Raw genomic sequence first — 15463 nt, 5'->3', positions numbered from 1 at the left:
ATGAACAGACAAATCGGAATGAGGATCCCACCAAAACTTGGAGCAGAAGGTATTGAATCATTAGCAAAATGGGCATCAAGCGTAGGGATCGATGTGATTGATGTGCCATATTTCAATGAAGAGGTTAAAACAGCACTAGAAACAAACGGATTAGAAGTAGGTTCAATTGATGGTCTTGGAGCGGTAGGGCAAACAAAAATATTAAGCACAGATGAAAAGGTGCGCTTGCAAGCAGTTGAGTCAATAAATGCACAATTTAGCGAGATTGCAAGCTTAGGTGGCCGTGTTATCTTTATGTGTTTGGTTCCTGAAGATGTCATGACGGATCGAAGGGAAGCGTTCTCAATTTGGAAAGAAACATTTCCAGCCATTGTTAAAAAAGCTGAAAAAGAAAATCTCTATATTGCCCTTGAAGGATGGCCTGGACCTGCACCGTATTATCCAACATTAGGCACAACACCAGAAATGTTAAGAGCAATGTTTAATGAAATTCCGTCCAAGCATTTCGGGCTAAACTATGATCCTTCACACCTGGTAAGACTTGGGATTGATCACTTGAGAGTATTAACCGAGTTTGGAGATCGAGTGAATTATTGTCATGGAAAAGACACAGAAATCCTTCATGATGATCTTTACGAACATGGCATTTTAGCTGCAACATTTGGGGCAAAGTATGATTTCTCTGAAGGATCATGGCGTTACACAATACCGGGCCAAGGAGAAGTTGATTGGGGGAAGGTTGCTGTTCGTTTGGATAAAATTGGTTACCAAGGTCCAGTAAGTATTGAGTTGGAAGACCATCGATATTGGGGATCGCTTGAAGCAGAACGTCAAGGAATTATAAAAGCAAAAGAACATCTATCTATCTATTTTAAATAAAATTTGAGGAGGATTTTAATATGTCAAAAACAGTTAAAGTAGCGATTATTGGTTGTGGTGGAATTGCAAATGGAAAGCATATGCCAAGTTTGAAAAAAGTAGATGCAGTTGAGCTTGTTGCATTTTGTGATGTGATTGTTGAACGAGCTGAAAAAGCAGCACAAGAATATGGAATAAAGGATGCAAAAGTGTATGAAAATTATCAAGACTTGCTTGAAGATGGAACGATTGAAGTCGTTCACGTGTTAACACCTAATGATTCACATGCAGAAATTTCGATCGCTGCTTTAGATGCTGGAAAGCATGTAATGTGTGAAAAGCCAATGGCAAAAACGTCCCAAGAGGCACATGCGATGCTGGAAGCGGCAAAGCGTTCAGGTAAGAAGCTTACAATCGGGTATAATAACCGATTCCGTCCTGATAGCCAGCACTTACATAGACTATGTGAACGTGGAGATCTTGGAGAAGTTTATTATGCTAAGGCACATGCCATTCGCCGTCGCGCTGTTCCTACATGGGGGGTATTCCTCGATGAAGAGAAGCAAGGTGGAGGTCCTTTAATTGACATTGGTACACATGCGCTTGATTTAACATTATGGATGATGAATAACTACAAGCCAAAATCTGTTATGGGCTCATCATTCCATAAGCTAAGCCAAAAAAGAAATGCAGCTAATGCTTGGGGACCTTGGGATCCTGAGAAATTCACAGTTGAAGATTCTGCTTTTGGTTTTATCACAATGGAAAATGGGGCTACGATCGTATTAGAGGCTAGCTGGGCACTAAATTCCTTAGATGTGGATGAAGCCAAATGTTCACTAAGTGGAACAGAAGGTGGAGCAGATATGAAGGATGGGTTAAGGATTAATGGAGAAAACTTCGGGAAGCTATATACGACAAATGTCGATCTGGGACCTGGTGGAGTAGCATTTTACGATGGCAGCGTGGAATCTGATGCAGATTTAGAAGCACGGATGTGGATTGATAATATCCTTCATGATACAGAACCGGTTGTAAAGCCGGAAGAGGCATATGTTGTCACACAAATTTTAGAAGCAATCTATGAATCTGCTAAAACGGGTAAAGCGGTATATTTTGATGAAAAAGCAGCTCTTTTGTCAAACTCATAAGAAGGGGAAATCTTATGAAACGAATCAAACTCGGTTTTATCGGTACAGGTGGCATCGCACATTTGCATGCAAAGCAAATGCTCGCTGAAAAAAATGTGAAAATTGAAGCAATAGCTGATCCAAGTGCACATAATAGAAAACACTTTCTCACAACATTCAATCTATCAGAGGTGGAACAGTTTGCTAATCATCAAGAAATGTTAGAGAACATTGCATTGGATGCTGTAATCATTTGCTCTCCACACACTCTTCATAGGCAGCATGTTGTTGATTCATTAGAACATCAATGTCATGTGTTAGTAGAAAAACCAATGGCATGTTCTGTTGAAGAGTCAACTCATTTGATTGAATTGGCAAAAGTGAAAGGGAGAATACTGCAAGTATCCTATCAAAGGCATTTTGAACCTTCATTCTTGTATATACGAAATGCTATCTCAGAAGGTGTCATCGGGAAGCTTACCTCAGTTTCTGCCAACCTTTACCAAGAGTGGGGGCAACTTTCAAAAAATACGTGGAGACAGAATCCTGATCTATCCGGTGGAGGGATGCTGATGGATTCTGGTAGTCATATTATAGATGTACTTTTATGGACAACTGGGTTAAAACCGCTGGAGATAAAGTCAACTTTAGAAACACATGGAAGTCCGGTTGAATTGGATTCGGTTTCAACAATAAGATTTGAAAATAATGTTATTGCAGGGCTCACCATTATTGGAAATGCTCCTTGTTGGCATGAAACCTATGTTTTTTGCGGAGAGCAGGGAGCGATCTTTTATGATAATGGGAAATTAATGATTCGAAAACTAGGAGAAGAGCCGATTCTACCTGTACTTCCGGAAAAAACAACAAATTCCGATCAAAGCTTTATTCGTTCAATAATAGGAGAACATGAGGTAATGGTACCTGGGGATTTCGCAAAAGAAGTTGTAAGATTGACAGAAAAAATCTATCAATCTTCTGGCTTCAACCTCATTCAGCTCAGAAAGAGGGATCTTTATGACACAAGTAATCGAAATTGGTATCATTGGAAGCGGAGGAATCGCTGCAGCACATGCACGAGCCTATAAGAAAATGCCGGATGTGAAGATCGTTGCTGTTGCCGATGTGATTCCAGGTAAAGCAAAGGAATTTATTCAAAATCTCGAGCTTAAAGATGCAATACCATTTGATGATCATCAGGAACTTTTACATTTAGATCTCGATGGAGTCAGCATTTGTACTCCAAATGTTGCCCATCATCTAACAACAGTTGATTCTTTATCAGCTGGAAAACATGTCTTAGTAGAAAAACCGATGGCTGTTACATTACAACAGGCAATCGAAATGGTCGAAGCATCTAAAAAAGCTGATCGTATGTTATCGGTTGGATTTCAACCAAGATATGACCCTAATATGCAGGCGGTAAAAGAGCTTGTTCAATCAGGAGAACTAGGAAATGTTTATTATGTTCAAGCTGGTGGAGGGCGCCGCCGCGGTATGCCTGGTGGAACGTTTATTAATAAAAAGCTTGCAGGCGCAGGGGCAATGGCAGACATAGGATGCTATTCGTTGGATTTAGCATTAAATACACTTGATTATCCAAAGCCGCTTACCGTTTCTGCTTACACGTCAAATCATTTTGGAACAAATCCTCTTTATCATCAAGAGGCTGATCGGTTCGATGTAGAAGATTTTGGTACCGCCTTTATTCGATTAGAAGGTGGGATTGTTCTGAATTTTAAAATTTCCTGGGCCATGCATATGGATTCTCTTGGACCAACACTATTTTTAGGAACAGATGCCGGGTTAAAATTAACACCAGCCGGAAGTGGACCATGGAGCGGGGTTTGGGACGGTGGTATTGGTGAAATTAGCATGTTTCATGATATAAAAGGCCACCACGTTGAAACAGAGATTCCAGTTAAACAACATCAGCTTGACATTTTTTATGAAAAAGTCCGGGATTTTGTTGTGAGCATAAAAGAAAGCAGGTCTGCTCCAATACCTGGTGAACAGATTGTCATTAATCAGGCAATTATTGATGGAATTCTACGATCTTCAGATGAAGGTAGAGAGGTTTCAATCGAAATTCCAAATTTCAATTAGATGGAGCAAAGAGAGAAAGAGAGATCTTTCTCTCTTTGCTATTGCAGTACGTTGGTCGGAGTCTTTATGTCGAAAAATGTCTAATCGAAAATATATTTCGGAAATCGAAAATAAATCTTTATAATCGTTGATATAATGGTAAAATCGAAGATAAATCTAAAAAATCGAAGATAAAATGATCGAACCATTAAAAAGGGAGATGAACCATTATTAATTCTCAAGATGACACGTTATCGACCAAGAAGATTCTCATGTTCTTTGTACCTTTAGGATTGTCAGCGAGCTTAGTTACGTTTTCCCATATGATTATTAACGGAACATTAACGAGAGGGAATAACGCAGAAATTATTATTGCAAGTTATGTCGTAGCGATGAGCTTGTTTGGCATTACAGAACGCTTGGGAGTATTGCTGCGAAATGCCTGCTCTGCCTTAGTGCGCGACAAAGTTTCGTTTCATGCTATGTCGACTGTAAGCGCTTATGTTGTAGTAGGATTAATGCTGGCTGCTGCTTCAATTGCTTTTACTCCTATAGGAAAGTGGATATTCTCAACATTTTTTGGAGCAGATCAAAGCATGATATCGGAAATAATTAGTGTGTACCAAGTTCTCATCTTTGTCACGTTTTTTTCTGCAATAAGGTGCTTATTTCAAGGTGTTATTATTTTGAATAGACAAACAAAATGGTTAACGATTGGGATGATCATCCGTTTGATTGTTATGTATCTTTTGTCTTTATATTTTATAAAAACCGGGAATATCAATGCCCGAACAGGGGCGATTATCTTCTTATCAGGAATGATGGTTGAGAGTTTAATTAGTTTTCTGGAAGGCAGAGTACTTGTGAAAAAAATGGTCGATAAAGACCCAACACATTCGATCCGAACAAAGAAACAGATATTTCAATTTTATCAACCTCTTATTCTTTCTTCGTTAATTATCGTCATGGTTGGACCGGTGATCAATTCCTTTTTAGGGAAAACGAATGAAATTGAATTAGCCATTGCGTCTTATGCGATTGCCCTAAGCATTACGCAATTATTTTTAAGCTTTTTTACATATACACATCAAATCGTTTTGACTTTTCACAAAGACCATCCTCAAAAGGTGCAGCAATTTACGTTTATGATTGGATTTATTCCGACATTAATATTAGCTGTCTTTTGTATGTCACCAATCGGGCCATTTTTTATTGAACATGTTTTAGGAGCAAATGATCGTCTTGTTACATCAAGTCTTGACTGTCTTTATGTCTTTATGCTGATGACACTGGCTTTTCCGTTTATTGATTACTGTAATGGTTTACTAATGGTAAAAAAACAGACTAAAATAATGGTTTACTCACAATCTACAAATCTTATTTTTACATTCCTCGTCCTACTTATTATCTCAAGCGTTTTTCCGCAATGGAATGGAAGAATCGGTGCTATAGCTCAATCTGTCGGAATGCTTTCTGAACTTGGTATATTAGCCTTTATTTTGTTCAGCAGAGGAAAGAAAAATCAGCTTCGTCACACGGAAAAGAATTTTGTGAATGGATGATCACCTATGAAATCGACATAATACGCCACAATACCTTTGTGAAAAAGGGGGTGTGGCGTATTTTTATTATCTATACAAAAATACATTTAATTGATCTTTATTATCTAGGGTTGCCAAAAGGACTTCCTTTACATTTGTTTGATACAGTTTCTCTAGTTGATACGTAATCCACTCTTCATCTTTTTGAACTTCCATTAATTCATTAGTCAGAATAGTGCCTTCTTTTATGACTGTCCGCGGATGTTTAAAGGGATCTGTTTTTATTCCTAAGGTTTCCGGTGTTATGTTTTGATATTTAGGATCAAGGAAATATGAAACCTTACCATCTGCTTCCCATGTTGCCAACACGACTTTTTTTATATCATCAATCTGATTTTCCCGTAACTCTTCCAGGAGAACATCTAGGGAGATTCTTGCCTTTTTTAATCCTTCATAGAGAATTTCACCGTCTTTTACTATCGTAACAGGTGGATTATTCACTAATTTTCGAAACCATGGCCACTTCAAAATCATAAAAACTCCGCTAATATATAATACCATTAAGACAGTTGTTGTGATGATCGATCCCTTCAGCCCAAGATGCTCATCTGATAAGGGATGTGCAATGATGTTTCCTATAACAAGAGCGATAACAAAATCAAGAATTCTTAATTGTGATATTGTTCGCTGACCTAAAGCTCTTGCGACGATTAGTAAAAAAACAAAACCTATTACGGCACGTAAAACCCATTCGAACCAGGCAAGACTTTCTTGGCTGCTGAAAAAATCCAACTTTCTACACATCCTATTCACAGAAACTTTTCTTTTATTGTTCCTCGTTATGGAGCAATAAACCATTATTTGAGTAACTCATGATAAAAAATTAGTTAACATAACTTAACTTTGATAAATATCGAGGATAGTGAAGTGCGTATTTCTGTAAAAAAATTTTAAATAGGGATAGACTATAAATAATTGGAGGGAGAATATGGATCGTTTAGATGAGTATATTCAACAAGGAATTCACGGACCACGAGAAATAAATCCCGATGAACGAAAAAAGTTTTTAGGGACGTTGCGTGAAAGAGTTGTCGTCGTTCTTACGAAATCACAAGTCAGAGAGCCTGGAACATATAAAGAAGTGGAATACCTAATGCAAAATAACAAGCAGGCCACACTTTTTCTCAATGGAAATATGAACTACTCCTATCTTTCCGACTATATCAAATTAGCCAATAAAGTTGGAAATAAATTTTCACTTTCAACAAATAAAGAACATGATAGTGACTTGGGGCTGGTATTAGCATATGATCATGCCGTAAACATTGAGGATATATACATATCAAAACAGGAGAAAACAGAACAAAAAGAAAAAGAAGAGCACAACGAAAATAGTGTTATTCGGTTTTTTAAAAAATTATTTTAGGAAAGTTATAAATTTGAATCAAAAAACCACGTTTGTCCCAGATCATTTCGTCAGATCCATCCGTAATATATGGAAACAACCTATGGATGGAGCTGAAAGAAAATGGCAAAAAGATATCGAGGTAAAACATTAAAGTCATTGCCATCAAAGGGGAGAGGAACATGTCCCTTATGCGGAAAAACAAGAATTAAGCTCGTATATCCGCATCGAACAGAAACGAATGAGCTAATAAGTGTTTGTAAATTTTGCAGGAGTAAATAAAGAAAACTCGCCACTCGGCGAGTTTTCTTTATTATTTCTACAACTTCATTTATCTAAATAATCAAAATACTATATTTCGATTATAACGTTCATTTCCCCGAATAAGATAGTAATAAGCCATAAATGTTTAGTTTTAAGAAAGTGAGGGGGAAATCATGAGTTATATACAAGCGAATATGGCAGGAAATATATGGAAGATTCTTGTGGATATTGATGAAAAAGTAGAGGCAGGTCAAGAGGTTGTCATATTGGAATCAATGAAGATGGAGATTCCAATTACAGCAGATACAAAAGGTTGTGTCAAAAAGATTCTATTCAATGAAGGAGATTTTGTGAATGAAGGAGACAAATTAATTGAAATTGACTAGAAGGGAGGAGAAGGTTTGAAATGGCCGCAAGCTGTGACAATTAAAGAGGTTGGGCCGCGTGATGGATTACAAAATGAAAAAACATTTATATCCACAAAAGATAAAGTAAAGTGGATTGATCAATTGTCTCGTACAGGTTTATCTTATATTGAAGTTACCTCTTTTGTGCATCCGAAGTGGATACCAGCCTTAGCAGATTCAGAACAGGTTGCCAAAAATATATCGCGAGAAAAGGGTGTCACATATGCAGCACTGGTACCAAATCAAAAGGGACTGGAAAAGGTCATAGAATCAAACATTGATGAAGTGTCTGTTTTTCTTTCTGTAAGTGAGACTCATAATAAGAAAAATATCAATAAATCAATTCATGACACTCTGCCAATCTTGAAATCTGTCATTGATGATGCGAAATGTTCAGGAAAATCTGTTCGTGGGTATCTTTCTACTGTATTTGGTTGTCCATATGAGGGAGATATATCTAATGGGGATGTCCTGAAACTGTGTGATGAGTTATTTGATATGGGTGTCTATGAACTTTCATTAGGTGATACGATCGGTGTAGCAACACCAAAACAGGTGGATGATTTATTAACTCTATTACTTAAGAGTTTTCCTGCAGAGCAATTTGCTATGCATTTTCATAATACAAGAGGAACAGCGCTCGCAAATGTAATCGCTTCCTTAGAGGCGGGGGTTACTATTTTTGATAGTTCTCTAGGCGGACTTGGCGGCTGCCCGTATGCACCAGGTGCATCAGGAAATGTCGCAACAGACGACCTTTTATATATGCTCCATAAGATGGATATTCATACAGGAGTTGACTTAAAAGAACTCCACAAAGCTGCAGCTTTTATTCAAGAAAAAATCGGGAGACCATTATCAAGTCATAGTTTACTAGTTGAATCAAATAAGAAATGAGGACATTAAAAGGAGGGATGGTCATTGTCTACTGATGATACATTACATGAACGCATTCACCAAATAAAAAAAGGCGGACCAAGCAAGTATCATGAAAAAAACAAAGACAAGGGAAAACTATTTGTGCGGGAACGACTTCAATTATTGCTTGACGAAGGATTGGAGCTGGAAGATGGTCTATTGGCCAGCTGTCAACAAGAAAACCTCCCTGCTGATGGCGTTGTGACAGGAATCGGAAAAATCAACGGGCAAACCGTTTGTGTCATGGCGAATGATTCTACAATCAAAGCAGGATCGTGGGGAGCTAAAACAGTCGAAAAAATCATACGAATTCAAGAAACAGCAGAAAAGCTGCTTGTTCCAATGCTTTATCTTGTCGATTCCGCAGGCGCAAGAATTACAGATCAGGTTGAAATGTTTCCCGGGCGTCGCGGAGCAGGGAGAATTTTTTATAATCAAGTAAAGCTGTCAGGAAAAGTACCTCAAATATGTTTGTTGTTCGGTCCTTCTGCAGCTGGCGGTGCCTATATTCCTGCTTTTTGTGACATCGTAATCATGGTTGATGGAAACTCTTCCATGTATTTGGGGTCACCGCGAATGGCTGAAATGGTTATTGGTGAGAAAGTCTCCCTTGAAGAAATGGGAGGCGCAAGAATGCACTGTTCTGTCTCAGGATGTGGAGATATTTTAGCAACATCTGAAGCTGAGGCAATCTCTTTGGCGCAACAATACCTCTCATATTTTCCTGCAAGTTATCTAGATAAACCACCAATCATTGAAGCCGTTTCTCCTAAAATAGTTGATCAATCAATCGAACAGATCATTCCAAAAAACCAAAATGCACCTTTTAATATGTACGACCTCATTGAGAGAGTCGTAGATGAAGATTCTTTTTTTGAAATCAAATCATTATTTGCCCAAGAGCTTATTACCGGACTTAGTCGGATAAACGGCCAATCGATTGGGATTATCGCCAATCAGCCTCGAGTCAAAGGTGGAGTGCTTTTTCACGATTCAGCCGATAAAGCAGCGAAATTCATTTCATTATGTGATGCATTCCATATTCCGTTGCTGTTTTTAGCAGACATTCCGGGCTTTATGATTGGGACAAAAGTCGAACGTGCTGGTATTATCCGTCATGGAGCTAAGATGATCTCAAGCATGGCAGAAGCGACTGTACCAAAAATATCGATTATTGTCAGAAAGGCGTATGGCGCAGGCTTATATGCAATGGCAGGTCCAGCTTTTGAGCCGGATTGTTGCTTGGCTTTGCCAAGTGCATCAATTGCCGTAATGGGTCCGGAAGCAGCTGTGAATGCAGTTTACGCAAATAAAATTGCAGAGCTTCCACCTGAAGAGCGTCCGCGTTTTATTCAACAAATGCGTGAAGAATATCGGGAAGATATTGATATATACCGGCTAGCATCTGAGATGATTATCGATGGGGTCATTCCCGCAAACTCTTTACGAAATGAATTAGAAGTCCGGTTCCAAGCGTATATGTCCAAGTACGTAATCTTTTCTGAAAAAAAACACCCTGTTCACCCTGTATAAAAACATCTGTAAAGAAAGGGTTTGAGAGGATGGATTTTCAATTAACAAAGGAACAAGACATGATTCGAAAGGTCATACGTGATTTTGCTGATGCTGAAGTTGCACCGGGTGCAAATGAAAGAGATAAAACGGGCACATTTCCAACAGATGTATTTGCAAAATTAGCTGAACTTGGTATGCTGGGGCTGCCTTTTCCAGAGAAGTACGGAGGAGCTGATGCAGATACAACTTGTTTTGCGATTGTTGTTGAAGAATTGAGCAGGGTTTGTGGTTCTACAGGCATTACATATTCTGCACATATTTCGCTAGGAGCAGCACCAATATACTTATTTGGGACGGAAAAGCAAAAAGAAATGTTTCTCACACCTTTATGTAAAGGGGAGTATTTAGGGGCTTTTGGATTAACCGAACCAAATGCGGGTTCTGATGCGGGCGGGACCCAAACGACAGCTATATTAAAAGAAGATCAATGGGTGTTAACCGGATCCAAATGTTTTATTACTAATGGAAGCTTCGCTAAACATTTAGCTGTTACAGCTGTGACAGAACAATCCAAAGGGACAAATGGCATAAGTGCCTTTTTAGTGCCAACCGATGCAACTGGATTTACCATTAATGCAAATTATGAAAAGTTGGGCTTGAATGCATCAAATACAACGGAACTTGTTTTAGAAGATGTGACGATTCCAAAGGAAAATCTTCTTGGTGAGGAAGGAAAGGGCTATAAGCAATTTTTAGCTACACTTGATGGCGGAAGAATTGGAATTGCAGCGATGGCCGTTGGTATTGCGCAAGGTGCTTATGATAAGTCACTACAATATGCGAAAGAGCGGAAACAGTTTGGAAAAAGTTTATCAACATTTCAAGCGATTCAATTTAAGCTTGCCGATATGGCGATGAATATTGAAGTTGCAAGAAATATGGTATATAAAGCTGCATGGTTGAAAGATCAAGGAAAGATCTTTAAAAAGGAAGCTGCCATGGCCAAATTATTTGCTTCTGAAATGTGTATGAGAGTTTGTGACCAGGCCATTCAAATTCATGGCGGATATGGATATATGAAGGAATATCAAGTAGAAAGATTTTTCCGAGATGCCAAATTATTAGAAATCGGGGAAGGGACTTCAGAAGTACAAAGAATGGTCATTGCCCGCCAAATAGGTTGTTAGCAAAGTGATAGCGAAAGTGAGCTGATGTTATGTTCAAAAAAATCCTTATAGCCAACCGAGGGGAAATTGCCGTACGAGTCATCAGGACATGTAAAAAGATGGACATTAAGACCGTTGCGATTTTTTCAGAAGCCGATCAAGTTGCACCACATGTAAAACTGGCAGATGAAGCCTATCTTGTAGGAGGTCCCCGTGTAACAGACAGTTATTTGAAAATTGATAAAATAATAGAAATTGCAAAATCCTCCAAAGTGGAAGCCATCCATCCCGGGTATGGCTTCCTATCTGAAAATCCTCAATTTGCAACAAGGTGTCAAGAGGAGGGACTTGTGTTTATAGGACCCTCACCCGAAGTCATTTCTTCAATGGGAAGTAAAATTGAAGCTCGACTTACGATGGAACGAGCCGGAGTTCCGATTGTACCGGGCATCCAAACTTCTATCAACAATACAGATGATGCTGTAGCCACTGCGAATAAAATCGGATATCCAATTATGTTAAAAGCATCTGCAGGTGGTGGGGGAATTGGGATGCAAGTTGTAAGAACTGATCAGGACATGATAAAAGCATTTGAGGGAAATCAAAAGCGGGTAAAATCTTTTTTTGGAAATGAAGAGATGTATCTTGAAAAATATATTGAAAGGCCAAGGCATATTGAGGTTCAGATTTTGGCTGATTCATATGGTCATACAGTGTACTTAGGGGAAAGGGAATGTTCAGTACAACGAAGACATCAAAAAGTAGTCGAAGAAGCACCATCACCATTTCTTGATGATCATCTACGAAGAAAAATGGGGGAAGCATCCATTCAAGCTGCAAAGGCGATTGGCTATACAAATGCCGGGACGATAGAGTATTTAGTTGATGAAAACGAAACATTCTATTTTTTAGAAATGAACACAAGATTACAAGTGGAGCACCCTGTGACAGAGGAGACTACAGGTATTGATTTAGTGGAACAGCAGCTGAGAATTGCAGCAGGAGAACCATTACCATTTGATCAAAGTGATATAAAGTGTAACGGTCATGCCATAGAAACAAGGATTTACGCGGAAGATCCAATCACATTTTTTCCTTCACCAGGAAAGATTTCAACGCTTAGTCTTCCTGAAGGGGAAGGGGTTAGACATGAGCTTGGGGTTCATGAAGAGTCAATTGTATCACCATTTTATGACCCTATGATTGCCAAGCTTATAGTTAAGGGAAAGAGTAGAGAAGAGGCCATTACAAAGCTTGAAATTGCCCTTTCCAACTATATAGTAGAAGGAATCAAAACAAATATCCCGTTATTAAGAAAAATAACAACACATACTGCCTTTCATAAAGGTGAGACAACGACAGATTTTATTGATAGACATATAAAAAAGTAGGAGGATTTTATAAAATGGTTCATGCTGCTTCATTCGATAAAATTGAAGAATATATCACCAAAATTACACTAAAACGACCGAATGCGGCTAACTCCTTGTCTATACAAATGGTAAGTGAACTTGATCACATAGTATCTGAAATAAAGAACGACCCAACTGTCCGATGTGTGATTATAACTGGACAAGGGACAAAAGCATTTTGTGCCGGAGCTGATTTGAAGGAGCGAGCCTCAATGAATGAAAAAGAGGTGAGGCAAACACTGGATGGAATTCGCCAGATGATAGAACGTATTGCGTCATTGCCTCAACCGGTTATAGCAGCCATTAATGGTGCAGCACTTGGAGGCGGGACAGAGCTTGCTTTAGCTTGTGACATAAGAATTGTGTCAGAACACGCATATCTTGGGCTAACAGAAACATCTCTTGGAATCATTCCCGGAGCTGGAGGAACCCAGCGATTACCACGGTTGGTCGGAAAGGGAAGAGCTAAAGAACTAATTTATACGGCAAGAAAAGTAACAGCACAAGAAGCACTAAAAATTGGTTTAGTTGAGCATGTCTCAAAGGCAGAAGAACTTGAAAAAGATGCCGTTCATTTGGCAGGAAAAATTGTAAAAAATGCTCCAATTGCCGTAACACAAGCAAAATTCGCCATCGACAAAGGTAGTGAATTTGATTTATTAACTGGACTGGCTCTTGAACGAAAAGCATATGAAATTACCATTCCAACAAAAGATCGGCAGGAGGGATTAAACGCTTTTAAAGAAAAGAGAACTCCCTTCTATAAGGGAGAATAAAACGTAACAGGATTTGTAGATAAACTGTAATATGTGTCATAAAAAGGATATCTTTTTGTATTCTTACACAATCATAAGACCTCAATGATTTAAATATATTATAACTGAGAGCAAATCTTACAAAGTAATAGTGGAAGCATATCCCTGTAGCTGTATATTTATATCTTATCAAGCTCCAATATTGAAACAGGAGGGCAATCATATGAAGTGTAAAAGCTGTGATGGTAGTAAACATTTCAATTGCAAAGACTGTTCCGGAGAGGGGTTTAGGCTTGTAGGTAACCAACCGTGTATTACATGTGACGGTCAAGGGGTTATCGCATGTGCAACTTGTGAGGGACAGGGAAAAGTTGGTTTTTTTAAATGGCTAAAATCTAGTTAACTAGTAGCTCGTTAATAAACAATAAGGTGAATGGAAATGGTTTAACTTACATTTCACATTCACCTTTTTCTATTATGAGCTAATACTGTGCTTTACTTCATCTGAAACAACTTTTATCTTAATTGTTGACCAGTTTGTGCGATAAAAACGGATCATCACCGTAATTCCAAATAAAGCTAAATATGAATACAACGATATCCAAGCACCCACACTTGATAATTGAAGGGTAAAGGTAAGGATATAGCTTAAAGGGATAAAAAATACCCACCCTAACACAAGTGATGTTTTTAATAAGAATGACGTATCACCGATTCCTCTTAAACCTCCAGCATAGAAGTTCAGCAGTCCGTCGAACAATTGAAGAAAGGCGGAAATCATAATGAGCTTTCCGGCAAGTTCATACACCATTGGATCTCCCGAATAAACTCTTGCGATTGGCTCAGAAAGGAAAAACTGTACAACACCAAGTATAAGAAGAAAAATACAACCTAAAATAGCGGTGTTCGTACCTGCTTTTCTACCGGCCGTTGGATCACCTCTTCCGATTTCTTGACCGACTAAAATGGTGGCGGTAGATCCAAAAGCAAAGGCCGGCATAAACCCGAGACTCATGACACTAAGAGCTACTTCATTTGCTGCAAGAGCATGAGTTCCTAATCTGGTAACAAATGCTGTAAAAACAAACATAGCCATACTCATCGAAAACTCCTGAAAACCCAGCTTTGAGCTTTCTTTAAAAATCAATTTAGACTCCAAACGGTTAAAAGGGACAATCGTCCGTGTTCCAAATTTTGCATGCAACTTAACAAAATAAAAATACGCACAAATAAGAAATGTCACTACTTCCCCGGTTAAAAAGGCAATACCAGCACCTGTCAGCCCTAAATCCGGCATACCAAGATGGCCATATGTTAATCCATATGTAAGAAAGATCATTATGAGATTCCCAATAATTGCACTAACCATCGGGGTTTTCGTATCACCAATTCCACGTAAAAAACCATGAAAAACAAAGACGAAAACAGAAAAAATCATTGCAAAAAAGCGGATTTGCAAATAGTTTTCTCCTTCAGTAATCATGTCAGCAGAACTTCCCATCACCCGAAATATGTCAGCTGGAAACAAAAATCCTACTAAAAGGAGAAACACACTGGCTATAATACATAAATAAAATGCAATATAAGTTCGTTCTACACCTTTTTTCATCTGATTGGAACCATAGTTTTGTGCAACCAAATAATTGACGGTGTGACCTATTCCTGAGAAAATCGCCCAAGCATTATACATAATAATGTTGGAAACCCCGACAATGGCAATAGCAAGAGCGCCTAATTGCCCAACCATAATAAGATTGATTGTTCCTGTCAGCGTCATAGAAGCAAACGACGCGATCGAAGGTATAGCTAACAGCAAAATCTTTTTCCAATCTTTCATCATACACATATCCCTGCTTTCAGAAGGTATCTCCTTTATTTTAATGACGAAAGAGAAGAATGTCTATCAATATATGAAAGCGATTTCTAGAATTGTTCTTTTTTAAAACGAGTCTATTTATAAGAAGGCTTAATTGAATTTTTATCGAATATAGTGTATTGATAGGAGTA

Annotated in this window: 15 protein-coding genes; 13 read left to right on the top strand and 2 right to left on the bottom strand. The window is 38.4% G+C overall.

Annotated elements, in window-relative coordinates; all coding sequences use genetic code 11:
• The 5 genes from BK577_RS00690 to BK577_RS00670 all read left to right on the top strand — a co-directional run bounded on the left by BK577_RS00690 (position 1) and on the right by BK577_RS00670 (position 5635).
• A complete protein-coding gene (locus BK577_RS00690; RefSeq protein WP_078431158.1) occupies positions 1-879 on the top strand; it encodes a sugar phosphate isomerase/epimerase family protein in 879 nt (292 codons plus the stop codon).
• Positions 880-899: 20 nt separating this feature from the next.
• Complete coding sequence (locus BK577_RS00685) at positions 900-2009, top strand: Gfo/Idh/MocA family protein (RefSeq protein WP_078431157.1); 1110 nt, start codon at positions 900-902, stop codon at positions 2007-2009.
• Positions 2010-2023: 14 nt separating this feature from the next.
• A complete protein-coding gene (locus BK577_RS00680) occupies positions 2024-3076 on the top strand; it encodes a Gfo/Idh/MocA family protein (RefSeq protein ID WP_078431156.1) in 1053 nt (350 codons plus the stop codon).
• Positions 3006-4094: a Gfo/Idh/MocA family protein gene (locus BK577_RS00675; RefSeq protein ID WP_078431155.1), complete on the top strand. Its 1089-nt coding sequence runs from the start codon at positions 3006-3008 to the stop codon at positions 4092-4094. Before BK577_RS00680 ends, BK577_RS00675 begins: the two co-directional genes overlap by 71 nt.
• Positions 4095-4345: 251 nt before the next feature.
• The gene (locus BK577_RS00670) at positions 4346-5635 is read left to right on the top strand and encodes a multi antimicrobial extrusion protein MatE (RefSeq protein ID WP_078431154.1); all 1290 of its coding nucleotides are present in this window, start codon (positions 4346-4348) and stop codon (positions 5633-5635) included.
• A 66-nt stretch (positions 5636-5701) separates the two neighbouring features.
• On the opposite strand, the gene BK577_RS00665 is transcribed toward BK577_RS00670, so the two are convergent.
• The gene (locus BK577_RS00665; protein ID WP_078431153.1) at positions 5702-6406 is read right to left on the bottom strand and encodes a DUF421 domain-containing protein; all 705 of its coding nucleotides are present in this window, start codon (positions 6404-6406) and stop codon (positions 5702-5704) included.
• 196 nt (positions 6407-6602) lie between these two features.
• Here BK577_RS00665 and BK577_RS00660 point away from each other — a divergent pair, with 196 nt between their 5' ends.
• From BK577_RS00660 to BK577_RS00625, 8 genes are all read left to right on the top strand, one after another.
• Positions 6603-7040, top strand: a complete 438-nt coding sequence (locus tag BK577_RS00660; RefSeq protein WP_078431152.1) for a YueI family protein — start codon at positions 6603-6605, stop codon at positions 7038-7040.
• A gap of 416 nt (positions 7041-7456) precedes the next feature.
• A complete protein-coding gene (locus BK577_RS00655; protein WP_078431151.1) occupies positions 7457-7669 on the top strand; it encodes an acetyl-CoA carboxylase biotin carboxyl carrier protein subunit in 213 nt (70 codons plus the stop codon).
• Between the two features lie 15 nt (positions 7670-7684).
• Entirely contained in the window at positions 7685-8587 is a 903-nt protein-coding gene (locus BK577_RS00650) for a hydroxymethylglutaryl-CoA lyase (protein ID WP_078431150.1), read from the top strand.
• Between the two features lie 24 nt (positions 8588-8611).
• Positions 8612-10141, top strand: coding sequence for an acyl-CoA carboxylase subunit beta (locus BK577_RS00645; protein ID WP_078431149.1), 1530 nt, complete (start codon positions 8612-8614; stop codon positions 10139-10141).
• Positions 10142-10170: 29 nt separating this feature from the next.
• Positions 10171-11310 carry an acyl-CoA dehydrogenase gene (locus BK577_RS00640; protein ID WP_078431148.1) on the top strand — a complete coding sequence of 380 codons (1140 nt, stop codon included), beginning with the start codon at positions 10171-10173 and terminating at the stop codon, positions 11308-11310.
• Between the two features lie 29 nt (positions 11311-11339).
• Complete coding sequence (locus BK577_RS00635; RefSeq protein WP_078431147.1) at positions 11340-12680, top strand: acetyl-CoA carboxylase biotin carboxylase subunit; 1341 nt, start codon at positions 11340-11342, stop codon at positions 12678-12680.
• A 14-nt stretch (positions 12681-12694) separates the two neighbouring features.
• A complete protein-coding gene (locus BK577_RS00630) occupies positions 12695-13477 on the top strand; it encodes an enoyl-CoA hydratase (RefSeq protein WP_078431146.1) in 783 nt (260 codons plus the stop codon).
• 202 nt (positions 13478-13679) lie between these two features.
• Entirely contained in the window at positions 13680-13859 is a 180-nt protein-coding gene (locus tag BK577_RS00625) for a hypothetical protein (protein WP_034332259.1), read from the top strand.
• A 72-nt stretch (positions 13860-13931) separates the two neighbouring features.
• Here the strand turns inward: BK577_RS00625 and BK577_RS00620 are convergent, their stop codons facing one another.
• Positions 13932-15296, bottom strand: a complete 1365-nt coding sequence (locus BK577_RS00620; protein ID WP_078431145.1) for an MATE family efflux transporter — start codon at positions 15294-15296, stop codon at positions 13932-13934.
• Positions 15297-15463: the final 167 nt, after the last annotated feature.

This window comes from Metabacillus halosaccharovorans, from assembly GCF_002019635.1.
GTDB lineage: Bacteria > Bacillota > Bacilli > Bacillales > Bacillaceae > Metabacillus > Metabacillus halosaccharovorans.
Note: the sequence above shows the minus strand (reverse complement) of the source record. Positions and strands in the feature narration are given on the sequence as shown.

Coding starts and splice junctions, on each gene's coding strand:
- BK577_RS00625 (WP_034332259.1), top strand. CDS start 13,680: ATGAAGTGTAAAAGCTGTGATGGTAGTAAACATTTCAATTGCAAAGAC.
- BK577_RS00655 (WP_078431151.1), top strand. CDS start 7,457: ATGAGTTATATACAAGCGAATATGGCAGGAAATATATGGAAGATTCTT.
- BK577_RS00680 (WP_078431156.1), top strand. CDS start 2,024: ATGAAACGAATCAAACTCGGTTTTATCGGTACAGGTGGCATCGCACAT.
- BK577_RS00690 (WP_078431158.1), top strand. CDS start 1: ATGAACAGACAAATCGGAATGAGGATCCCACCAAAACTTGGAGCAGAA.
- BK577_RS00620 (WP_078431145.1), bottom strand. CDS start 15,296: ATGATGAAAGATTGGAAAAAGATTTTGCTGTTAGCTATACCTTCGATC.
- BK577_RS00635 (WP_078431147.1), top strand. CDS start 11,340: ATGTTCAAAAAAATCCTTATAGCCAACCGAGGGGAAATTGCCGTACGA.
- BK577_RS00675 (WP_078431155.1), top strand. CDS start 3,006: ATGACACAAGTAATCGAAATTGGTATCATTGGAAGCGGAGGAATCGCT.
- BK577_RS00640 (WP_078431148.1), top strand. CDS start 10,171: ATGGATTTTCAATTAACAAAGGAACAAGACATGATTCGAAAGGTCATA.
- BK577_RS00660 (WP_078431152.1), top strand. CDS start 6,603: ATGGATCGTTTAGATGAGTATATTCAACAAGGAATTCACGGACCACGA.
- BK577_RS00685 (WP_078431157.1), top strand. CDS start 900: ATGTCAAAAACAGTTAAAGTAGCGATTATTGGTTGTGGTGGAATTGCA.
- BK577_RS00630 (WP_078431146.1), top strand. CDS start 12,695: ATGGTTCATGCTGCTTCATTCGATAAAATTGAAGAATATATCACCAAA.
- BK577_RS00670 (WP_078431154.1), top strand. CDS start 4,346: ATGTTCTTTGTACCTTTAGGATTGTCAGCGAGCTTAGTTACGTTTTCC.